Origin of the sequence: Actinoplanes italicus, assembly GCF_003001815.1 — a bacterium.
GTDB lineage: Bacteria > Actinomycetota > Actinomycetes > Mycobacteriales > Micromonosporaceae > Actinoplanes > Actinoplanes italicus.
Genome location: NZ_PVMZ01000032.1, coordinates 14,181 through 36,139, shown reverse-complemented (window position 1 = coordinate 36,139; position 21,959 = coordinate 14,181). Strand labels below are relative to the sequence as shown.

Annotated in this window: 19 protein-coding genes; 9 read left to right on the top strand and 10 right to left on the bottom strand. The window is 70.9% G+C overall.

Features of this window, described 5'->3' with window-relative positions:
• Window positions 1–244 precede the first annotated feature (244 nt).
• A complete protein-coding gene (locus tag CLV67_RS45750) occupies window positions 245–2,656 on the bottom strand; it encodes a beta-galactosidase (RefSeq protein ID WP_239166883.1) in 2,412 nt (803 codons plus the stop codon).
• 209 nt (window positions 2,657–2,865) lie between these two features.
• On the opposite strand from CLV67_RS45750, the gene CLV67_RS45745 reads away from it, so the two are divergent.
• The 6 genes from CLV67_RS45745 (at window position 2,866) to CLV67_RS45720 (ending at window position 9,368) form a co-directional block, all read left to right on the top strand.
• The gene (locus CLV67_RS45745; protein ID WP_106330258.1) at window positions 2,866–4,176 is read left to right on the top strand and encodes an ABC transporter substrate-binding protein; all 1,311 of its coding nucleotides are present in this window, start codon (window positions 2,866–2,868) and stop codon (window positions 4,174–4,176) included.
• Between the two features lie 73 nt (window positions 4,177–4,249).
• The gene (locus CLV67_RS45740; protein WP_106330257.1) at window positions 4,250–5,224 is read left to right on the top strand and encodes a carbohydrate ABC transporter permease; all 975 of its coding nucleotides are present in this window, start codon (window positions 4,250–4,252) and stop codon (window positions 5,222–5,224) included.
• A complete protein-coding gene (locus CLV67_RS45735; protein ID WP_106330256.1) occupies window positions 5,225–6,064 on the top strand; it encodes a carbohydrate ABC transporter permease in 840 nt (279 codons plus the stop codon).
• A gap of 14 nt (window positions 6,065–6,078) precedes the next feature.
• Window positions 6,079–7,095: a LacI family DNA-binding transcriptional regulator gene (locus CLV67_RS45730; RefSeq protein ID WP_239166884.1), complete on the top strand. Its 1,017-nt coding sequence runs from the start codon at window positions 6,079–6,081 to the stop codon at window positions 7,093–7,095.
• A 54-nt stretch (window positions 7,096–7,149) separates the two neighbouring features.
• On the top strand, window positions 7,150–8,241 hold the full coding sequence (locus CLV67_RS45725) for a glycoside hydrolase family 53 protein (RefSeq protein WP_106330254.1): 1,092 nt from the start codon (window positions 7,150–7,152) through the stop codon (window positions 8,239–8,241).
• A 23-nt stretch (window positions 8,242–8,264) separates the two neighbouring features.
• Window positions 8,265–9,368, top strand: a complete 1,104-nt coding sequence (locus CLV67_RS45720; protein WP_106330253.1) for a glycoside hydrolase family 53 protein — start codon at window positions 8,265–8,267, stop codon at window positions 9,366–9,368.
• A gap of 186 nt (window positions 9,369–9,554) precedes the next feature.
• On the opposite strand, the gene CLV67_RS45715 is transcribed toward CLV67_RS45720, so the two are convergent.
• The 4 genes from CLV67_RS45715 to CLV67_RS45700 all read right to left on the bottom strand — a co-directional run bounded on the left by CLV67_RS45715 (window position 9,555) and on the right by CLV67_RS45700 (window position 14,771).
• Entirely contained in the window at window positions 9,555–11,786 is a 2,232-nt protein-coding gene (locus CLV67_RS45715; protein ID WP_106330252.1) for an MMPL family transporter, read from the bottom strand.
• Window positions 11,787–11,860: 74 nt separating this feature from the next.
• On the bottom strand, window positions 11,861–12,409 hold the full coding sequence (locus tag CLV67_RS45710) for a TetR/AcrR family transcriptional regulator (protein ID WP_106330251.1): 549 nt from the start codon (window positions 12,407–12,409) through the stop codon (window positions 11,861–11,863).
• Window positions 12,410–12,492: 83 nt separating this feature from the next.
• On the bottom strand, window positions 12,493–13,218 hold the full coding sequence (locus CLV67_RS45705) for a MarR family winged helix-turn-helix transcriptional regulator (RefSeq protein WP_106330250.1): 726 nt from the start codon (window positions 13,216–13,218) through the stop codon (window positions 12,493–12,495).
• Window positions 13,215–14,771, bottom strand: coding sequence for an AAA domain-containing protein (locus CLV67_RS45700; protein WP_106330249.1), 1,557 nt, complete (start codon window positions 14,769–14,771; stop codon window positions 13,215–13,217). The genes CLV67_RS45705 and CLV67_RS45700 overlap by 4 nt, the downstream gene beginning before the upstream one ends.
• Before the next feature lie 88 nt (window positions 14,772–14,859).
• Here CLV67_RS45700 and CLV67_RS45695 point away from each other — a divergent pair, with 88 nt between their 5' ends.
• On the top strand, window positions 14,860–16,488 hold the full coding sequence (locus tag CLV67_RS45695; RefSeq protein WP_106330248.1) for an amidohydrolase: 1,629 nt from the start codon (window positions 14,860–14,862) through the stop codon (window positions 16,486–16,488).
• A gap of 31 nt (window positions 16,489–16,519) precedes the next feature.
• Here CLV67_RS45695 and CLV67_RS45690 read toward each other — a convergent pair whose 3' ends face one another.
• Window positions 16,520–17,176 carry a hypothetical protein gene (locus tag CLV67_RS45690; protein WP_239166885.1) on the bottom strand — a complete coding sequence of 219 codons (657 nt, stop codon included), beginning with the start codon at window positions 17,174–17,176 and terminating at the stop codon, window positions 16,520–16,522.
• Between the two features lie 272 nt (window positions 17,177–17,448).
• On the opposite strand from CLV67_RS45690, the gene CLV67_RS45685 reads away from it, so the two are divergent.
• Window positions 17,449–18,159 (top strand): laminin G domain-containing protein, encoded by a 711-nt coding sequence (locus CLV67_RS45685; protein WP_106330246.1) that lies wholly within the window; start codon window positions 17,449–17,451, stop codon window positions 18,157–18,159.
• 40 nt (window positions 18,160–18,199) lie between these two features.
• Here CLV67_RS45685 and CLV67_RS45680 read toward each other — a convergent pair whose 3' ends face one another.
• Genes CLV67_RS45680 through CLV67_RS45665 form a run of 4 tightly spaced genes read right to left on the bottom strand, consistent with a single transcriptional unit; the run spans window position 18,200 to window position 21,577 of the window.
• Window positions 18,200–18,421, bottom strand: coding sequence for a hypothetical protein (locus CLV67_RS45680; RefSeq protein ID WP_106330245.1), 222 nt, complete (start codon window positions 18,419–18,421; stop codon window positions 18,200–18,202).
• Between the two features lie 47 nt (window positions 18,422–18,468).
• Window positions 18,469–19,236, bottom strand: coding sequence for an AfsR/SARP family transcriptional regulator (locus tag CLV67_RS45675; RefSeq protein ID WP_106330244.1), 768 nt, complete (start codon window positions 19,234–19,236; stop codon window positions 18,469–18,471).
• Window positions 19,233–21,059: an ABC transporter ATP-binding protein gene (locus CLV67_RS45670; protein ID WP_146169566.1), complete on the bottom strand. Its 1,827-nt coding sequence runs from the start codon at window positions 21,057–21,059 to the stop codon at window positions 19,233–19,235. Before CLV67_RS45670 ends, CLV67_RS45675 begins: the two co-directional genes overlap by 4 nt.
• Window positions 21,047–21,577 carry a TlpA family protein disulfide reductase gene (locus tag CLV67_RS45665; protein WP_146169565.1) on the bottom strand — a complete coding sequence of 177 codons (531 nt, stop codon included), beginning with the start codon at window positions 21,575–21,577 and terminating at the stop codon, window positions 21,047–21,049. The genes CLV67_RS45670 and CLV67_RS45665 overlap by 13 nt, the downstream gene beginning before the upstream one ends.
• Window positions 21,578–21,828: 251 nt before the next feature.
• Here CLV67_RS45665 and CLV67_RS54475 point away from each other — a divergent pair, with 251 nt between their 5' ends.
• The gene (locus CLV67_RS54475; RefSeq protein ID WP_282958722.1) at window positions 21,829–21,951 is read left to right on the top strand and encodes a hypothetical protein; all 123 of its coding nucleotides are present in this window, start codon (window positions 21,829–21,831) and stop codon (window positions 21,949–21,951) included.
• Window positions 21,952–21,959: the final 8 nt, after the last annotated feature.

Genomic DNA, 21,959 nt, shown 5'->3' with positions numbered 1-21,959 from the left:
CCACGCCCGAACGACCAGCACCACAGCGTGGCCACCAGCGCCCACGGGCGCGCCACAAAACACCACGCCCGAACGACCAGCACCACAGCGTGGTCACCAGCGCCCACGGGCGCGCCACAAAACACCACGCCCGACGGCCAGCACCACAGCGTGGTGAACCACGCCCACGGACGCGCCACAAAACACCACGGGGCGGCGGGGGCGGGGAGCGCCGGCCCTGGCGGAGCCCGCGCTCCCCGCCCGGTCAGGGGGTGACGGTCACGGTTGTCCGGGCCGACACCTCGACGACGTCGATGGCCAGCAGCTGGGTGTCGGTCGCGGCCAGGCGGGCCCGGGCCTCGGCCGGCAGCGAGACCGGGGAGCCGGCCGCGAGTGGCAGCAGGTGGAGGGTGACCTGGGCGCCTTCGCGATAGCCGGCGTCGGTCAGGTTGACCGTCCAGCCGGAGCCGTCCCAGTAACGGTCGGTGACCGGGTGGCCGTCGACGCGCAGTTCGCCTACGTCGCCGGCCCAGAGGACGCGCAGCAGCGGGTCTCGGGCCGGGTCGGCGGCCCAGGACGGCAGGCGCAGGCGGTAGACGGCGGCGAGCTCGTCGAAGACCTCCGGAGCCGGTGCGGACGGGCGGCCGTCGTGCTTGCCGTAGCTGACCGGAACCGTGGGGGCGGCCGGGCGCAGCTGCTCGACGGTCACCGGGGTAGCCGCCCCCGACACGGTCACCGGGGTGGCCGCGGGGGCGCTCGCGGGGTCGGCCGCCCGGGGCACGGCCACGGGACTGTGAGCGGAACCGGCCGTTCGAGGCACAGCCACCGGAGTGGTCACCGAGGACACGGCCACCGGAGTGGTCACCGAGGACACGGGCACCGGGGTGGTCGGCGTGGGCACGGGCACCGGAGCGAAAGCGCCGACTGCCGGGTCGTACACCCGTACGTCCGCGGCCTTGAAGGACTTGATCGTTATCGCTCCGGAAGCGTCCCACTGCAGCTCGTCGTCGCTGAGGAAGAGGCGGCGGGTGCCGTCGTCGGCGACCCAGACCGATTCGGCGGTCGTGGCCGGGAGGACCAGTACGTCGAGGCCGCCGAACCGTCGCGGGGTGAGGTCCGGAGTGATGGCGTGAACGGAACCGGACACGGCGAGCTCCACGTCGATGCCGTCGTCGGCCAGCAGGACGAGTGTGGGTACCTCGCCGGGCAGCAGGGTGAGGGCCGAGGCGGTGGCCCAGGTGATCGTGGTGCCACCTGCAGTGAGGTTGATCGGCCAGCGGGCCAGTGTGCCCGGCGGGACGTCGATCGGCCGGGAGGGGAACTCGATCACCTGCGACGGGGACAGTGTGACCCGGAAGCGGGCTCCGCGGTAGGCGGGCAGCGGGAAGTGCGGCTGATGCCAGGAGATCAGCAGGAAGCCGCTCTCGCCGTCACTGCGCAGCGCCCATCGCAACGTCGACGAGTCCTCGACGCCGGTCGGCCGCACGTCCGGCAGGCTGGACGGCATCTCCGCCAGGACATGGCCGAAAGCGGACAGGAAGGCGTGCTGCCGGCGCAGGGCGGCGTGGCTGGGCGCCAGGGTGCCGGCCTCGCCGATGGGGGCGTGGAAGTCGTAGCCGAGGCGGGCGATGTCGTTCGGGTAACCGGTGGCGTGGGATTCCTGCAGGCCGGGGCCGGGGTTGGTGCCGCCCGCGTACATGTAGTAGCCCTGCCAGGCCGACCCGTTGCCGATCTTGCAGTGGGCGATCGCGGCGACGTCGAGGGCCTCGGGGCGCGGGCGCCGGTGGTACGCCGTGGCCATGCCGCCGCCGAGCTCGCAGGTGGCGGCCGGGAACTCGTCGGACGGGGTGCGCGGGCCGCCGGACGCGGCCTCGATCGCCTGGGCGCGCCGCACGTCCGCGCCGATGCCGGCGTCGTCCCAGACGTGGGAGAAGAAGTAGTGGTCGCGGAAGGTCGGGTCCCACGGGGCGTCGGCGTCGACCCAGAAGCCGTCGCCGTACCCGCCGTAGAGCGGGAGCACCTCCCCGGCCGGCAGGTCGGCGCCACCCCAGGCGGTGGCGGTCCAGAGCGGCGCGGACATGCCGGCCTCGCGGGCCAGGCGCTTGAGGGTGACCAGGTGCTGCGGCTGGTCGTACAACTCGTTCTCCAGCTGGATGCCGAGAACGTGGGCGAACCGGTCACCGACGGCCGCCGCGATCTGGGCGAACCAGTCGGTGACCAGCGCCAGATAGGCCGGGTCGTCGGTGCGGTGCCGGACCGGGGCCTGCTGCACCCAGTCGGGGAAGCCGCCGTTGCGGCTCTCGCCGTGACACCACGGGCCGATCCGCAGCACCACGTCGAGGCCGGTCTCGACGGCCAGGTCGACGAACGCGGCGACGTCGAGGCCGCCGGAGAAGCGGGCCACACCCGGCTCCGGTGAGTGGTGCAGCCAGAAAATGTAGCTGGCCACCACGGTGACACCGCCGGCCTTCATCTGGCGCAGGCGCTCGGCCCAGCGCTCGCGCGGCACGCGGCTGTAGTGCAGCTCGCCGGAGACCGGGATGAGCGGCACCCCGTCACGGCTGAGGTAGCGGTTCGTCAGTGACAGCCCGGGGCGCGCGTCCTCGTCGTTGCTCATCCGCGGCCGGCGCAGCGGGGTCGCCCAGGCCTGGTGGCGTACGGCGAGTGGCTCGGACATGGATCAGCTCCTTGCAACTTTGACTGTAACCGGTCACAGCCCGGCGAGCCCGAACGATACACAGGCGTAACGGGTAGGACGCAAGGGCTTGACACATCGACGTAACACCAGCACTGTAACCGGTCACAGGGGCCGACCGGAGCGAAACGCTTCCCGGCGGCTTCCGTCACGGCTTCCCGTCATCCGGCCAAGCCGATCAAGGAGGATCGATGAAGACTAAATTCGCACCGCTCATGGCGGCTTTGACCGCGGCGGCTCTTTTCACCGGCACCGCCTGCAGCAGCACCGACTCCCCGGAGGAGACGACCGACCCGAACCAGAAGGTCGAGCTGACCTATTGGACCTGGGCTCCGAACATGGACAAGGTCGCCGCCGCCTGGAACGCGAAGAACCCCAACATCCAGGTCACGGTCAACAAGCAGGACGGCGGCGACCCGGCCGTCACCAAGCTGCTGACCGCGATCAAGGCGGGTTCCGGCGCGCCGGACGTCATGCAGGCCGAATATCAGAAGATCCCCACCCTGGTCTCCTCGGACGCACTGGCCGACATCGCCGGTGAGGTCGGTTCGATCAAGGACAAATTCCCGGCGGGTACGTGGAACGGCGTCACCCTGGGTTCGGAGGCGGTGTACGGCGTACCGCAGGACTCCGGTCCTCTGATGTTCTTCTACCGCTCGGACGTGTTCGAGTCCAACGGCCTGCAGGCGCCGAAGACCTGGGACGACTACGCGGCCGCCGCGGAGAAGATCCACAAGGCGGACCCGAAGCAGTACCTCGGCACCTTCTCGGCCAACGACGCGGGCCTGTTCACCGGTCTCGCCCAGCAGGCCGGCGCCTCCTGGTGGGGCGTGAACGGCGAGTCCTGGACCGTCAACATCAACGACGCGGCCACGCAGAAGGTCGCCGCGTACTGGGGTGGACTGGTCGAGAAGGGCGTCATCGACAACAAGCCGATGTACACCCCGGAGTGGAACGCGGCCCTCAACGACGGCACCCAGGTCGGCTGGGTCAGCGCGGTGTGGGCGCCGGGCGTGCTCGACGGCAGCGCCAAGGACACCAAGGGCAAGTGGAAGGCCGCCCCGATGCCGCAGTGGGACGCCGCCGCTCCGGCGACCGGCGCCTGGGGTGGCTCGGCCACCAGCGTGACCACCCAGTCGAAGCACAAGAAGCAGGCCGCCCAGTTCGTGGCCTGGCTCAACAGCGACCCCGAGGCCCTGAAGCTGCTCGCCACCGAGGCCTTCGTGTACCCGGCCGCGAACGAGTCGACCAGCATCCTGACCAGCCCGCCGGCCTTCTTCGCCGACCAGGCCGACTTCTACACCATCGCCGGTGAGGCCTCCAAGCAGCTGAAGCCGTTCACCTACGGCCCGAACGTGAACGTCGCCTACAGCGCCTTCAACGACACCTTCGGCAAGGCTGCCGAGTCGAAGAAGGCCGCCGCCTTCACCGAGTCGCTGGCCACCATGCAGAAGACCACCGTCGACGACCTGAAGAACTCCGGGTTCAACGTCGCCGGATGAGATCGGCTCCTCCCCGGGCGGGTTGTGAGAGAACGCCCGGGGAGGAGCGCTCCTCGAACAAGGAGAGTCGGCGATGTCGCTGATCACCACTGCCGCACCCAGTAAACCGGCCACACCCGCGGCCGCGGCACGCCGCCGTCCGGCCGCCCGGCGAGCCGGCACCCCGTACGCCTTCCTCGCTCCTGCCCTGATCCTTTTCGCCGCCTTCCTGGCCGCGCCGATCGTCTACGCCGGTTACCTGAGCCTGCGCAAGGTGAAGGTGAGCGGCCTGGGGCTGGGCGCCAAGTCGCGCACCGAGATCTGGGCCGGGCTCGACAACTACACCCGGTCGCTGACCGACCCGGACTTCCTGCCGAGCGTGGGACGCGTCGGGGCGTACGGCCTGATCGTCGTTCCCACCATGCTCGGCCTGGCCCTGCTGTTCGCGCTGCTGCTGGACGCGAACCGGACGCGGGAGACGGTCGGCAAGTTCGCCCGGATCTCGATCTTCCTGCCGTACGCGGTGCCGGCCGTCGTGGCCTCGCTGCTGTGGGGCTTCCTGTACCTGCCGCGGGTCAGCCCGATCAACGACACCCTCGAAGCGCTCGGCATCAGCGCGCCGAACCTGCTCTCCAACGATCTGACCCTGTGGGCGGTCGCGAACATCGCGGTCTGGGGTGGCACCGGCTTCAACATGATCGTCATCTACACGGCGCTGCGGGCTGTACCGACCAGTCTCTACGAGTCGGCCCGGATCGACGGCGCCTCGGAGGTGGCGATCGCCTGGCGTATCAAGATCCCGATCGTGATGCCGTCACTGGTGATGACGTTCGTGTTCTCGCTCATCGCCACGCTGCAGGTCTTCGCCGAGCCGATGACGCTCAAGCCGCTGGCCAACACGATCTCCACGACGTGGACGCCGCTCATGAAGGTCTACCGGGACGCGTTCGCCCGCAACGACCTCTACGCGGCCGCCGCCACCTCGGTGATCATCGCGCTCGCCACGTTCATCCTGTCCTTCGGCTTCCTCAAGCTCGTCGGGCGCCGGGCCTTCAACCAGGAGGACTGAATGACCACGACGCTGCGGCGCAGCCCGCTCGCCACGACGCTGCTCCTGCTGGGCGCCGCGTACTGCCTGCTCCCGGTCCTCTGGGTGCTCATCGCCTCGTCGAAGAGCTCCGCCGAGTTGTTCTCCACGTTCACCCTGGCGCCGAGCACCCACCTGTTCGACAACTTCGCCGACCTGGCCGGTTACCGGGACGGCCTCTACTGGCGCTGGATGGGCAACACGGTCGTCTACGCCGGGATCGGGGCGGCCGTCTCCACGCTGATCTCGGCGATGGCCGGGTACGCCCTGGCCAAGTTCGACTTCCCCGGCAAGGGCACCGTCTTCAACGTGATCCTGGCCGGGGTCCTCGTGCCCGGCGTCATCCTGGCGATCCCGCAGTATCTGCTGCTCGCCAAACTCGGGATGACCAACACCTACTGGGCCGTGCTGCTGCCCAGCTTCATCAGCCCGTACGGCATCTACCTGGCCCGGATCTTCGCGGCCGCGGCGGTGCCGACCGAGATCCTGGAGGCGTCCCGCATCGACGGCGCCGGCGACTGGCGCACGTTCGGCACGGTGGTGCTGCCGATGATGCGGACCGGGCTGGTGACGGTGTTCCTGTTCCAGTTCGTGGCGATCTGGAACAACTTCATGCTGCCGTACATCATGCTCGGCGACGACCGGCTGTACCCGATCACCGTCGGGCTGAACGGCCTGCTCAACCAGGGTGCCAACCAGCCGGCCATGTACACCTCGGTGGTGACCGGCGCCCTGGTCTCGATCATCCCGCTGATCGCCCTGTTCCTCACGTTGCAGCGCTACTGGCAGGTCGACCTGGCCGCCGGTGGTGTGAAGGCGTGACTATGATCCCGAACGTGTCGCGCAAACGGCCCACCATCCGCGACGTCGCCCGTGAGGCCGGAGTGTCCTACGCGACGGTCTCCCGGGTGCTCAACGGACGGGACTGGGTCAGTCCGGAAGCGGTCCGGGCCGTCCGCGACGCCATCTCCCGCACCGGGTACACGGCCAACCCGCACGCCCGTTCGCTCGCGACCGGCAAGTCCGGGTCGATCGCGTTCCTGCTCACCGAGCCGCAGCACCTGCTCTTCGAGGACCCGAACTTCTCGGTGCTGCTGCGCGGGGTGGCGCAGGCGCTCTCCGACCGGCAGCTGACGCTGATCCTGATGATCGCGTCGACGCCGGAGGAACGCAGCCGGGCCGTCACCTACCTGTCCGGCGGGCACGTCGACGGGGTGCTGCTCGTGTCGCCGCACTCCGGCGACCCGCTGCTGCGGCAACTGGTCGAGGCCGAGGTGCCGATCGTGGCGTGCGGCCAGGTGCTCGGCTTCGAGGACCGGATCAGCTCGGTGTCGGCCGACGACTGGGGCGGTGGCCGCTCGGCGGTCGAGCACCTGCTCGCCCAGGGCTGCCGGCGGATCGCCACGATCACCGGGCCGCAGGACACGTTCGGCGGGGTGTTCCGGCTGCGCGGCTACACCGACGCGCTGGCCGCGGCCGGGATCACCGTCGATCCGGCCTACGTCGTGCACGGTGACTGGAGCCGGGCGAGCGGCGCGGCCGCGATGCGTACGCTGCTCGACCGGGTGCCGGACGTCGACGGCGTGTTCGCGGCGTCCGACGCGATGGCCGCGGCCGCCCTGCCGGTGCTGCGCGAGGCCGGGCGCGAGGTGCCCGGCGACGTACGGGTGGTCGGCTTCGACGACTCCGGGCTGGCGGCCACCACCGAACCGCCGCTCACCACGGTCCGTCATCCGCTGGAACGCATCAGCGAAGAGATGGTCCGGCTGCTCACGGATGTGATCGCCGGGCGTACCCCGCTCTCCATCACCGTGCCCACGAGTCTCGTGGTCCGCGGCAGCTCCCCCGCCTGACGTTTCTCCCCCGTCAACACCCCTTTTCGTCATGGACGACCACAAAGGAGTGCCATGAAACCGTCCCTTGCCGTCGCCGCTTTCCTCGCGGTGGCCCTCATCCCCGCACCCGCCCTGGCCCATGCAAAGGAAACAATGCGTGGCGCCGACGTTTCCACCCTCCAGCGGTCGATCGAGCTCGGGCAGAAGTTCTACGACGCCCGCGGCCGCCGGGGCAACCCGTACGAGATCCTCGAACAGGCCGGCGTCAACTATGTCCGGCTGCGCATCTGGAACGACCCGACCAGCGGCTACTCCAACAAGCAGAAGGTGTTGAAGCAGGCGCGGGCAGCCAAGGCCGCCGGGCACAAGCTGCTCATCGACTTCCACTACTCCGACACCTGGGCCGACCCCGGTAAGCAGTTCACACCCGCGGCCTGGGAGGGGCACGACCTTGCTCAGCTGCAGCAGGACGTCTACGACTACACGTACGACATCTGCACCAGCCTGAAGCGCCAGGGCACCACCCCGGACAGCGTGCAGATCGGCAACGAGATCAACGTCGGCATGCTGTGGCCCACGGGTTACGTCAACAACAGCGACTTCGGCCCGCTCACCTCTCTCTTGAACGCCGGGTACGACGCCACCAAGGCGTGCAGCCGCAAGACGCAGGTCATGGTGCACACGGCGCTCGTCGGCAACATCGACGCGGCGCACTGGTTCTACGACGGGATCACGGCGGCCGGCGCCAAGTGGGACATCACGGCGCTGTCGTACTACTGCATGTGGCACGGCGACCTGGCCAACCTGGCCACGGTCATCGGTGACGTGAAGGCCCGCTACGGCAAGCCGGTCGTGATCGCCGAGACGGCGTACCCGTGGACCACCGAGAATTTTGACCACCTCGAGAACATCATCCTGTCCCCCGCGCCCTGCGACGGCATCCCCGCCACGCAGCAGGGGCAGGCGCAGCAGTTCGCCGCCGTGCAGAACACCGCCCGCGCGGCCGGGGCGATCGGCGTCTTCTACTGGGAACCCACCTGGACCGGCATCGCCCGCAACGGCTGGGACACCGAGGACATCGAGAACTCCGGCAACGCCTGGGAGAACATGGCGACCTTCGACGACAGCGGACGGATCAACCCCTACGTCCGCTGGCTCCGGTAAATCCCCGTTTAAAGGAGCAGTCCATGAAACCGTCCCTCAGAGCCGCCTTCTCGGCCGCGGTGTTCGCGGTCGCGCTGGTGGTGTCACCCGCCCCCGCACAAGCAGCCCCCCTCACCATGCTCGGCGCCGACGTGTCGTCGCTGCAGCGCACGCTCGACCTCGGCGGCAAGTACTACAACGCCTCGGGTGTCCAGGCGAACCCGTACGACATCCTCAAGACGGCGGGCGTCAACTACGCCCGCCTGCGGGTCTGGAACAACCCGGCGAGCGGCTACAACAACAAGGCCAAGGTGCTCCAGCAGGCCGCGGCGATCAAGGCCAAGGGTCTCAAGCTCATGGTCGACTTCCACTACTCCGACACGTGGGCCGACCCGGGCAAGCAGTATCCCCCTGCCGCCTGGGCCTCCTACTCGCTCAGCCAGTTGCAGACGGCCGTCTACAACTACACCTACGACGTGTGCACCAGCCTCAAGTCGGCCGGGCTCACGCCGGACAGCGTGCAGATCGGCAACGAGATCAACGTCGGCATGCTGTGGCCGCGGGGGCAGGTGGTGAACAGCAACTTCGCGCCGCTGGCGTCGCTTCTCAAGCAGGGCTACAACGCGACGAAGGCCTGCAACAGCGGCACGCAGGTGATCATCCACACCGCGGACGCGGACAGCATGAGCAACATGCGGTGGTTCTACGACGGCATCAGGAACGCCGGCGTGACCTGGGACATCACCGGGCTGTCGTACTACTGCATGTGGCACGGCACGCTCGCCAACCTGTACAACGTGATCGTCGACGCGCGGACCCGGTACGGCAAGCCGGTGGCGATCGTCGAGACGGCGTACCAGTTCACGACCGGCGACGCCGACAGCGAGAAGAACTCCATCCCCGGAACCGTGCTCTGCGACAACATCCCGGCCACCTCGGCGGGCCAGGCCCAGCAGTTCACCTGGGTGCAGAACACGGCCCGCAACGCCGGCGCGATCGGTGTCTTCTACTGGGAGCCGACCTGGTACGCCATCAAGGGCAACGGCTGGGACCCGGCGAACATCAACGGCACCGGCGACGGGTGGGACAACATGGCCACCTTCGACTGGGGCGGCAAGGTCAACCCCTACATCAAGTGGACGGCGTGACCCCCGGTCCCGCTTGACGGCCCGGTCCGGCAGAAGCCGGACCGGGCTTCTCCTTCTTGTACGGCCGACGAAGGAAACCCAGCACCACGAGACGACGGCGTTGGTCCCATGACCGGATAGACCCCGTCGGGCAGACACCGAACGCGGGACGGTTCGGTATCTGCCCGGCTGACGGTGGGATCGACGTCAGACGCCGGCCGGGATCTGGTCGGACGGGGTGCGGCTGTCGGACGGGGACGACGGGTGGCGTTCGAGGGCGGCGCCCTCCACGTCGAGCTCCGGGAGCCAGCGCAACCAGGACGGCAGCCACCAGGCGGAGCGGCCGAGCAGGGCCAGGGCGGCCGGCACGGCGATCATGCGGACGATGAAGGCGTCGAACGCGATACCCACCGCGAGCGCGAACGCGATCGGCTTGATGGTGTCGTTGCCCTCGGGGACGAACGCGGCGAACACCGCGAACATGATGGTCGCCGCGGCGATGACGACCGGGGCCGCCTGCCGGAAGCCGGTCACGATGGCCGTCTGGGGAGCGGCGCCGTGGGCGTGGGCCTCGTGCATCCGGGAGACCAGGAAGACCTGATAGTCCATGGCCAGGCCGAACAGGATGCCGACGATGATGATCGGCGCGAGGCTCAGGATCGGGCCGGTGGAGCCGGCATTGACGGCGTCGGCGGCCCAGCCCCACTGGAAGACGGCGACCGTGGCGCCGAAGGCCGCGCCGATGGTGAGAAGGAAGCCGAGCACGCCGACGACCGGTACGAGCAGCGAGCGGAACACCAGCACCAGCAGCACGAACGCCAGGCCGACGACCAGGCCGAGGTAGACCGGCAGGGCGTCGTTGAGCTTCTGGGACACGTCGATGCTGACCGCGGTGTTGCCGGTGACGTAGACCTCGGCGCCGGGGGCGTCGGCGACCTGGTCACGGATGGCGTGGACGAGGTCGACGGTCTTCTGGTCCTCGGGGCCGGACGCCGGGATGATCGTGATCAGGGCGGCGGAGCTCTCCTTGTTGGGCCGGGCCGGCAGCGCCACGGCGACGCCGGGCAGGGTCGCCACCTGCTTCTGCACGGCTGCGGCGTGCCCGGCCGACTTCGGGCCGTCGACCAGGACCAGCAGCGGGGCGCTGACGCCGGGGCCGAAGCGGGTGTCGATGATCGCCTGGGCGCGGGCCTGGGTGGTGCCCTCGGCGGCGCGCTGGGCGAGCGTGGTCTTCATCGAGAAGAACGGGATCGCGATGACGGCGAGCACGGCGACCGCGGCGATCAGGCTGAGCCAGCGCTGCTCGGTGACGACCCGCGCCCAGCCCCGGATGAAGCCACGGCCGGCGGGCAGGTCGTCGGTGGGGACGGCAGGCGCCGGCGGGATGTAGGGCCCGACCTCGACCGATGGTACGGCGCGCTGCTTGCGCGGCAGGGCCCGCGAGCCGATGTAGCCGAGGATGGCCGGGACCAGGGTGATCGCGACGAGGACGGCGATCACGATGGTGGCCGCGGCGGCGATGCCCATCTCGGACAGGAACGGGATGCCGACGACGGACAGGCCCGCCAGGGCGATGACCACGGTGAGGCCGGCGGTGACCACGGCCGATCCGGCGGTGCCGACGGCCATCGCGGCGGCGGCCTCGACGGGCAGGCCGCGTCGCAGTTCGTGCCGGAACCGGGTGACGATGAACAGCGCGTAGTCGATGCCGACGGCGAGGCCGAGCATGACGGCCAGGATCGGGGTGGTGGACTGCAGCTCGGTGAAGCCGGTGAGGGTGACGATGCCGGCCGCGCCGATGCCGACGCCGGCGATCGCGGTCAACAGGTTCATCCCGGCGGCGACCAGGGAGCCGTAGGTGAGGGCCAGGACGATCAGCGCGACCACGACGCCGAGGATCTCGGACGCGCCGCCGATGTCGGCCGGGTTGCTGAGCGCCTCGCCGCGGGCCTCGACGGTCAGGCCTCCGGCCCGGGCGTTCTCGACGGCCTCGGTGACGGCGGCCCGTTGCTCGTCGGTGACTTCGGACGGCTGCACCGGGTAGGTGACGGAGCTGTACGCCGCGACCTGGTCACGGGAGACGGCGGGCGCCTTCGGGTCGAGCGGGTTGGTCGCGCCGACGGCGCCGGGCAGCTTGCCGAGCGTCGCGACGATCTGTGCGACCTCGGCGGCGTTCGCCGGGTCGGTGATCTTCTGACCGGCCGGGGCTTCGAGCACCACCTGGACGGTGGCGCCCGCGGAGGCGTCGCCGAACTTCTCCTTCATGAGCGACAGGGCCGTGGTCGACTCCTGCCCGGGGATGCTGAAGCTGTTCGCGGTGGCGCCGGAGAGGGTGCCCGCCCCGACGCCGACCGCGACGAGGGCTACCAGCCAGGCGACGGTGACGAGTAAGCGGTGCCGTACTGACGCCAGCCCGAGCCGGTGCAGCAGCGTTGCCATTCTGGGTCCTTTTCTCACGATAAAACCGATAAACCGGCTGTACGAGGGGCGCCAGCCGTCGAGGTGAAGGCCGATCAGTGACCGAGCGCGTCGAATCCGATCTCGGCGAGCCGGGCCGGCGCATCCGGCGTGAGCTGGTCGCACAGGGCGAGACTGGCCACCGCGACGGCGCCCAGCGCACCGGTGACCCGCAGGGCCCGGTCGGTGTCCGCGTTCAGCTCGTCGCCGAAGGCCTCGGCGAGGGCCTGGCCGAGCACCGAGCAGGCGTGGCCGATGTCGCTCTCCGGCTCGGCGAGCATCGAGGACAGCAGCAACGCCACCATGCCGGGCTGAGCGACGGCGAGGTGAGCGAGCCCGGTGAGGACCACCCGGTCGCGCTCCGGCCCGGCCGGGAGCCCGGCGACGTCACCGGCGGTGTCGCGGATCTGCTCCACGCACCGGTCGATGACCGCGGTCTGCAGCGCCTCCTTGGTGGGGAAGCGATGCAGCAGGCCGGTCTTGGAGTAGCCGACCGTGTCCGCGATCCGCTGGACCGACGTCTCCTTGAACCCGTGCCGGGCGAACAGGTGCGCCGCGGCCTCGAGGATCTCGTCGTCGATCTGCTGCTTGGTGGGACGGGGCATGGGGACCACCGTAGACCGTTATGGACCAGACTGGTCCGTCGGGGACCGTGTCGGTCCCCACACTGCGGAACGTTGGGATCCCATTACCCGGCGCAGCCCCGATAAACCTTCAAAAGGTACGGATCGGGCCCGTCCACCGCCCAGCCGAAGACCAGCGGATCGTCCGCGCACTCGACCAGATAGACCGGCAGCCACACCGCCCGCGGCCCCGCCACCTCCACCTCGACCGGCACCGACGGCCCGGTGAACTCGACGACGTCGTCCCTGGCCAGCAGCCGGTCCACGGCGTCGGGCGGCAGCTGCGCACCGGCCGTGAGCGGTGTGAAAACCGTCCCGTCCGGCAGCGTGAGCGTGGGTTCGGCCAGCCACACGGCGTGCGTGGCGTGCGCCCAGGGCACCGGCTCCCCCGCGCCGCCGTCGAACCGCAGTGTCAGCCGCCGCCCGTGCGACAGCCGATAGCGACGCCCGTCCGCGATCGATCGCCGTCCGAGTTCGGTCAGTGTGAGCCCGTCCGGAGCCCGCCGCACGTGCCCGATCCGTTCCAGGAACCGGGCGGTCCGTTCCACCAGCACCGGCTCGACCCCGAAGAACCGGGCCAGCTCGCCGACCCCGGACAGCCCGGCCTCGGCCAGCGCCCGCGACAGGTAGCGGTCGAAGACGTCGTAGGAGTGCGCCTGCCGGACCGTGGCCACCACCTCGACCGCCCACATCGGCAGCAGCAGCGGCACGAACCGCAGCGGCCGCACTCCCGGCAACGCGCCGACCCGCCGGACCACCTCCCGCATCGGCAGATGCGCGGCCTCGCTCAACGAGTCACCGCTCGGTTGCGTGCCGGGGCCCGGGCCGACACCCGCTCGAACACACTGCCGGTGAGCAGGGCGGACAGCTCCTCGGCGTCGGCGCCGGCCGGGCAGCGCGCGGCGACCCAGGCGCGGACCACCTCGGGGTCGCGCAGGGCCGGCCGGCCGGTCTGGCCGACCAGCACCGCCCGGCGGGCCCGGACCATCGGCACCAGCGCGGCGGGCAGCGGCACCCGGGACGCGTCCTCCAGGATCAGCAGGTCGAACTCGAGGTCGCCGTACTCCGGACGGCCGGCGCCGACACAGCTCGCGGCGACCACGTCGGCGTATCGCAGCAGCTCGGCATGCAACTGGGCGGTCGGCCGGGCGGTCCGGTGCCGCCACTCGCGCAGCAGCCCGGCGCGGCCGCGCAGCACCGGCTCCAGCTCCCGGCAACGACCGGCCAGATCGGCCAGTCCGGCCTGGTCGGCGGTCCAGTCGGGCACGTCGGCGACCCCGTCGAGCAGCCGGGTCAGGTGGTGAGCGGCGCGTTCCGCGGACTCCAGCGCGCGGCGCGCGGCGAGGTCGGCGAACGCGGCCCGGTCCACCGCCGCACGGACCGTCGCGTCCTGCTCGACCCCGCGTTCGAGCGAATGCGCGCTCTCCTCGTACGCCGCCCGGGCCTGGAAAGACCGCGAGCGGGCCGCGGCGGCGAACCGGACCGCATCGCTGAGCCGACGCCTCAGCCGCCCGGCCCGCCACCGGCGGTGCAGAGCGGACTCGGACCGCCGCAATGCCGCACTCAGCTCTTCCACCACGGCGTCCGCCGCCGCCACGGACGTCTCGGCCGCCTCGCTCGCCCGCGCGTGCTCCCGCAGATCGGCGCCGAGACGTTCCCGTGCTGCCGCCGCCGTCGCCTCCCGGTGCGCGGCGGCCCGGTCGGCGCGCCCACGGGCCTCGTCCGCCTCGTCCAGCGCGGTGGTCAGCCGCCGCAGCCACCCGAGAGCCGGCGAGGGCGCCCCCAGCCACGGTTCGAGCGAACGGGCGGCGGCCTGGGATCTCGCCAGGATGCGCTGCTGCACACCGGCCGCCGCGGCCGCCAGGCTGCCGGGACCGGAGCCCGGCTGATCGACGCGGATCACGGTCGCGCCGTCCGGCAGGCGCGCCAGCACCGCGTCGACCTGCGGCGCCGTAGGGGCCGCGAGCAGCACGCGCTCACCGCGTCCGGCGGCCGAACGCACGATCTCGAGCACGGTCAGGGTCCGCGCGGTCCCGGGAGGTGCCTCGAGACAGAACAGATCGGGTACGGCCAGAGCACGGCTCACCTCGTCGGTGCCGGGCTCGTGCTCGCCCGGATCGGCGAACCTGCCGTCGGCCAGCAGCGGCAGCAGCGCCGGATTGACGGTGGCACCGGAGCGCAGCCGCAGGATCGCCTCACGCTGGATCCGGTCGTCGAGGCCGGCGTCCCCGGGGCCGGGCGGCGGGCCGAGTTCACGGGCGGCGGCGACGGCGAGCTCGAGAGCGGCGCAGAAACCCTCGTCCCGATACGACGCGTGCTCTTGATCGACAAGGGTCGACGCCATCCGCCAACCATAGTTTGCCCCTTGCGGCCGACCAAGCACTCCGCGATTGAATGAGGGCACGCGTCGTACCCACAGATCGGAACCGCTGATGTCGCAGCCCTACGCTGACCTGCTCTTCACCGGTGGTCCGGTGTTCTCCGCCGGTGGCGGGCCGGCCACGGCGGTGGCGGTCCGGGACGGCCGGATCGTCGCGACCGGCCACGACCTGCGTGATCTGCGCGGCCCGTCGACCGAGGTGGTGGACCTGGCCGGGCGGCTGCTGCTGCCCGGTTTCCAGGACGCCCACGTGCACGCCGTGATGGGCGGCGTCGAGCTGAACCAGTGCGATCTGACCGAGACCACCGATCTGGACGAGTATCTGCGCCGCGTCGCCGCCTACGCCGAGGCGCACCCGGGCGTGGAGTGGATCGTCGGCGGCGGTTGGTCGATGGAGACGTTCCCGGGCGGGGTGCCGGCGAAGGAGCTGCTCGACCGGGTGGTTCCGGACCGGCCGGTGTTCCTGGCCAACCGCGACCATCACGGCGCCTGGGTGAACAGCCGGGCCCTGGAGCTGGCCGGGATCACCGCGGACAGCCCCGACCCGGCGCACGGCCGGATCGACCGCGCGCCCGACGGCAGCCCGGCCGGCGGGCTGCAGGAGGGCGCCATGGAGCTGATCACCCCGCTGCTGCCGGAGGTGACCACGGCCGACCGGATCGCCGCGTTGAAGCGGGCCCAGCAGCTGCTGCACTCGCTCGGGATCACGGCCTGGCAGGACGCCATGGTGTGCGCGACCAACGGGTATCCGGAGGTGTCCGACGCCTACCTGGCCGCGGCGAGCGAGGGCTGGCTGACCGCGACCGTGGTCGGCGCGCTCTGGTGGGACCGTGACCGGGGCGCCGAGCAGATCGGCGAGCTGGTGGCCAACCGGGAGCGGCTCACCGTGGGGCGGCTGCGCTGCGACAGCGTGAAGCTGATGCTGGACGGGGTGGCGGAGAACTTCACGGCCGCGATGACCGAGTCGTACCGGGACGACTGCGGCTGCGCCACCGGCAACCGGGGCCTGTCCTTCATCGACCCCTCACTTCTCCCCTCCTATGTCACCGAGCTGGACGCGCTCGGCTTTCAGACGCACTTCCACGCGCTCGGCGACCGGGCGGTGCGCGACGCCCTGGACGCGGTGGCGGCGGCCCGGGCGAAGAACGGCTTCACCGACACACGGCCGCACCTGGCGCACCTGCAGGTGGTGCACCCGGACGACGTGCCGCGGTTCCGTCGGCTGGGCGCGACGGCGAATCTGCAGGCGTACTGGGCGTCGCACGAGCCGCAGATGGACGACCTGACGATCCCGTTCCTGGATCCGGCGCTGGTCGCGCGGCAGTACCCGTTCGGTGACCTGTGGCGTTCCGGGGCGCACCTGGCGGCCGGCAGCGACTGGCCGGTCAGCACACCGGACCCGCTGCAGGCGATCCACGTGGCGGTCAACCGGGTGCATCAGGGTGAGGACTACGAGCCGTTCCTGCCGGAGCAGAGGCTGGACCTGGCGACGGCGCTGGCGGCGTACACGGCCGGTTCGGCGTACGTGAACCGGCTCGACGACACCGGCACGATCCGTACCGGCAACCGGGCCGACCTGATCGTGCTCGACCGTGATCCGTTCGCCGCGCCGGCCTCCGAGATCGCCGGCGCCCGGGTCGCCGGGACCTGGATCGACGGCCGCCGGGTGTACGGCGCATGAGGAACGGGGCCCCTCGCGGGGCCCCGTGTTCTCACTTCTCTTCTTCGTCGTCGTCCTGCTCGTCGTGGCGGTCGGCCTCCTCGGCAGCCTGCGCGTGCCGCGCCTGCTGGACCGGAGCCGCCTCGATCACCTCGGCGACCGGCTCCTCCTCGACGTACTCGTTCATCTGGGGCGCGTCGACCCAGAGGGCGCGCAGCTGGCTCTGCATGAAGGCCGTGAGCCGGCCGCGGTACTCCCGGTCGAACTGCTCCAGCGCCTCGATCTGCTGCTGCAGTGCCTCGCGCTTGGCGCCCAGGCTGCCGACCACGTCGTCGAAGCGCTGCTGGGCCTGGTGCTTGAGCTGCTCCGCGCCGGCCAGGGCGTCGGCGCCGATGGTCTCCGCCCGGGCGCGGGCGTCGGCCACGATCTTCTCCGCGGTGCGCCGTGCCTCCTCGGCACGGGCCTGCGCGTCCCGAGCCATCTGCTCGGCGCCGGCGCGGGCCTCGGCCAGCACCCGGTCGGCCTCGCGGCGCACGTTGCCGGCGTGGTTCTGGGCGTCCCGGGCGATCTGCTCGGCCGCGGCCAGCGCGTCCGTACGGATCTTGTCCGCGTGGTGCTGGGCGCTCGCCACGTGCTCCTCGGCGGTGCGCTGCGCCAGGGCGAGCACCTGGAGAGCCTGGTTCGGCATGCCGGGGTTGGGGGCGATCATCGCATGCTCCGAGGTCTGACTGTCCGTCCCATTGAGCAGCACTTCGACACGATCCTTACTCGAGGGGTGAGTCCACAGACGTCCGGCCGGAAATGCTGAGGGGAGGCCGGAACGCTGGCCATGATCGGCGGATGCTACCAAGCTGAGCTGCCCGTTTGCGAGGGTGCGCGCACCATCACCTGAAGAGGCAATTTCCACGATTACGACAAAACTAACTAAATCACGTTTTAGGCTCAATTGGATCCTGTGTCGGACCCACCGGAGGACGATCCATGCGATGCCGACCCACACTGGCCGCAATCACCGTGCTGACCTGCGTGTTCGCGCTCACCCCGGCACCGGTGCGGGCCGCCTCGGCCGACCATCGGATGGCGATCTGGCCGATGGACGAGACCGCCGGAAGCACCTGGATGCTCGACTCCAGCGGACGCGGGCACCACGGCCAGATCGGACTGGAGGTCGGCACAGGTATGTCCACCGGGTACGGGATGGGCTACACGTTCGAACGCCTGGAACCCGACACCCCGCCGACCCGGCCCGGCCATGTGGTCAGGATCGCCGACCACTCGGACCTCGACCCGGTGGATCGGGACTTCGCCGTGACGCTGCGGCTGCGGACCACCCACAAGTTCGGCAACATCATTCAGAAGGGCCAGGCGACGGTACGCGGGGGAAGCTGGAAGATTCAGCTGCCCAACGGCCGGGCCACCTGCACGTACCGGGGCTCCAAGGGGACCATCGAGCTGATCGCCCCGAACCAGATCAACGACGGCGCCTGGCACGTCGTCCGCTGCACCCGGCTGCGCCAGGGTGTCTACCTCACCGTCGACGGCATCCTGGCCAAGTCGCGGGAGGGCTGGACCGGCACGATCGACAACGACTGGCCGGTGTCGATCGGCGGCAAACTCGACTGCGACCAGATCGAGGTGGGCTGCGACTACTACGCCGGCGACCTCGACTGGATAACCGTCGAGGCGGCCTGACGGTTCTCTCGCCCCGCCGGGCCGCCTCGACGGAGACCGTTCAGCAGCAGCCCGAGTACTTGCGGAAGTAGTTGAAGCAGGACGGCGGGCTCTGACCGACGTAGCAGGTCCGGCCCCACTGGTAGTAGTAGTAACACTGGCCGCCGCCACAGCCGTGCTTCACGTAGGTGCAGTCAGCCGGATAGGAACAGGCCGCTGCCTGACGGGTCGGCACGAGCGCGCCGAGCAGCCTGTCCCCGGCTGTCTTGAGCAGGGTGGTCATGGAACCTCCTCATCGCTTCGGTTCTCTGCCGACGATGGCCGACGGCGCTAACGCGCCGCTAACGGCAGGTCCGGCACGACGGGCGCGCCCACTCCCGCGGCCAGGGAACGCAGTCGCCGGCCGGGTGTGGCGCCCAGCTCCGCGCCGAGGAGCCTGACGACCCGGTGGTACGTCGCCAGCGCCGCGGCGGAGTCCCCGCGGGCGATGTGGCAGCGCATGATCATCTCCCAGGCGTGCTCGCGGAAAGGCTGCTCCAGCACGAGCTGGTGCATGTCGTCGAGCGCCGGCTCGACGTCACCGAGCCCGAGCCGGGCATCGGCGAGGTTCTCCCGGATGCGGGCGCGCCGCTCGTCGAGCGTGGCGGCGGCCGCGGCCACCCGGCTGCTGCGCACGTCGGAGCACGCGTGGCCGTACCACAGCCGTAACGCCTTCTCGAGCACGGTGGCGCGGCTGCCCGGATCGGGCTCGCGGCTCCCCCGCGCTGCCAGCACCTCGAACTCCGCCAGGTCCGTGGTGACCAGGTCGTCGCACATCAGGTACCCGGGCGCCACGGTGGCTATCGCCGCCCCGGCGCCCGGGGTGAGGCGGTTGAGTTCTCGCCGCAACCCGCAGATGTGGCCCTGCAGCTTGGTGACGGCGGTCATCGGTGGCGTCTCGTCCCACAGCGCGTCGACGAGCGAGCCGACACTGACCACCGACCCGGGCCGCAGCGCCAGCATGGCCACCACCGCCCGGCGCCCCTGCCCGCCGAGTCGCACCTCCTGGCCGCCGGCGGTCATCCGCAGCGGGCCGAGCAGCGTCACCGCGACGGTCATCGGGGGACCGTCTCGTCGGCGAATCCGGCGGCCTGCAGCCGGAACAACCCGGCATACACGCCACCGGCCGCCATCAGCGCGGCGTGGTCGCCGCGTTCGGCCACCACGCCGTCGCGCAGCACCACGATGGTGTCGGCGTCCCGCACCGTGTTGAGACGGTGCGAGATCAGCAGGGAGGTACGCCCCCGGCGCAGCTCCGACAGCCGCCGGTGGATCTCGTGCTCGGCGCGGACGTCGAGTCCCGACGACGGCTCGTCGAGGATCAGCAGGTCCGCGGAGGTACGCAGGACCGCGCGGGCCAGCGCGAGCCGCTGCCACTGCCCGCCGGACAGGACCACGCCGGGAGTGGGTTCGTGGCCGCCGTCGCCGGCACTGTCGCTGAAGGTACGGCTGAGCAGGGTGTCGTAACCCCTCGGCAGGCCGGCCAGGGTCTCGCCGATACCGGCCCAGTCAGCGGCGGCCGCCAGGTCCGCCCGGCCGCGGCCGCCGCCGATGTCGCCGACCTCGATGTTGTCGGCCGCGGACAGCTCGTACGTCATGAAGTCCTGGAAGGTGGCCCGGATCCGGCGGCGCAGCTCGAGCGGCTCGATGTCGGCGAGGTCGACGCCGTCCCAGGTGATGCGGCCGCGGACCGGTGCGTAGAAGCCGCACAGGAGCTTGACGATCGTCGACTTGCCGGCACCGTTCTCGCCGACCAGGGCGACCGACCTGCCACGCGGGATCACCAGGTCGAGGCCACGCAGCACCCACTCCTGCCCCGGCGCATAACGGAACCAGACGTCATGGAACGCGATCTCGCCGGTGAGCGCCGCGAGCTCGGCGACCGGACGTGGCTGAGGGCGTGCCCGGCTCGTCAGATCGATGTAGTGCCCGAAGGTCGTGATCAGCTCACCGGTGGTGGCCACGTCGAGGACCGCCGAGGTCAGGGCCGTCTGCGTCGCGGCCAGCGCGGCGATGAGCACCACCAGGTCCCCGGCCGTGCCGTGCCCGGCGGCGATGCGCGCCGCGAGATAGGCGAGTGCCGCGCCGCTCAGGACACTGGTCATCGCCGCCAGACCCAGGTCGACACGCAGGGTCTCCCGGTCCTGGGCGCGTTCCTCGGCCTGGCCGGCGTGGATCTCACGGGCCATCCGGGTACGCAGGTTCCCGGCCAGCCCGAACAGCCGGATCTCCTTGGCGGCGCGCGGATCGAGCAGCAGCGCGGCGTAGAACGCCTGCCGCCGCCAGAACGGGCTGGCTCGTACGATCATCTCGCCGTGCCGCCGCGCCAGCCGGATCTGCGCCCGCAGCGTCGGCAGGGCGGACAGCAGCACCAGGCCTGCGAGCCAGGGGCTGGCCCGCAGCAGCGTGTACCCGAACCCGGCCAGCGTGATGACCGACGACGCCAGCGTGAGCAGCGACGACATGATCTGTACCGGGGCGAACTCGCTCGCGTCCCGGGCGATCCGGAGCCGGTCGTGGAAGGCGCTGTCCTCGATCTCGGCCAGGCCCTGATACGCCGACACCGCGGTGAACAGCTCGATTTGCGTCCGCACCTTGACCCGCCGGGACAGCTCCTGGTCGCAGTAGCGGCGTACGTGCGAGAGCAGGGCGGTCAGCACACCGAGGACGACCAGCCCGGCCACCCCGGCGTTGCGCCCGGCCGGATCACCGGCGGTGATTCCGTCCAGCAGCAGTTTCGTCGACCAGGCCAGACCCACCGGCGTGACGCCCCCGACGAACATCATCACGAAGGAGAGGGCGACGGTGCCGGGTGCGGCCCGCACGCAGAGGACGACCGCCGCGCGGACGACCCGGAGGCCGCCGGTCCTCACGGGATCCATCGCTCCATGGCCTCCTCGAGCGCGTTGCCGGAACCGAGGAGGGTGCCGTTCCGGTCGTACAGCAGGAACGTCGGCGTGCCGGTGACCGAGAAGGTGGCCATCAGGCCGCCCGGCCCGTGCTCGGTCACCACGGTGCCGGACTTCTCCAGGATCGGCGTCAGGTCGTCGGGGGCGTCGTCGTCGATCACGGTCAGCACGGAGACGGTCCGGATTCCCTGGCCGGTGATCTCCGCGGAGCGGTGGGCGAGTTGTTCGGCCTGGGTCGGGCAGTAGCGGCAGCCGGTGGCGAAGAACGCGAGCAGCAGCGGGGCTCCACTGACGCCGGCCCGGGTGAACGTGTCCTCGGCGGCGCTGAAGTCCGGCATGGACGTGCCGGTCATCACCCCCGGCCGGGTCGTCGGAGTGAGCTCGGCGAGACGGGCCTCGGTCTCGCGCAGCCGCCGGATGACGGCGGCGGTCAGCAGGAGGTCGATCAGGACGAAGACGGTCAGGGCCACGACCGCTACGGTCAGCAACACGAGCAGATCCTTCCGGTACGAAGACACGGCCGGCCCGGGAGCGGAGCCGGTGCGAGGGAGCGCCGGACCCGTCGGGCGGTGCCGGCGGGAGCCGCTCAGCGGGGACGGCAGGGCGGGAACCCGCTCAGCGGGCGGGGCCGGCAGGCCTTCCGGGAACGGTGCCGAGCTCCACGGCTCCACCGCGGAATCGTTCGTACGCGTCACGCGACCGCGGTATCGAGGCGGCGGAAACGAGAAGGACGGCCGCGACGATGAGCACGGCAACGGCGAAAACGATCAAGGTGGAACCCCCGTTCCTGATGCGTTTTACCGTGGAGCGCATTGACGTCGGTCATGGCGAAGAATTCGACGACTCCACGATCACCGCAAAGTAACCTCGCCT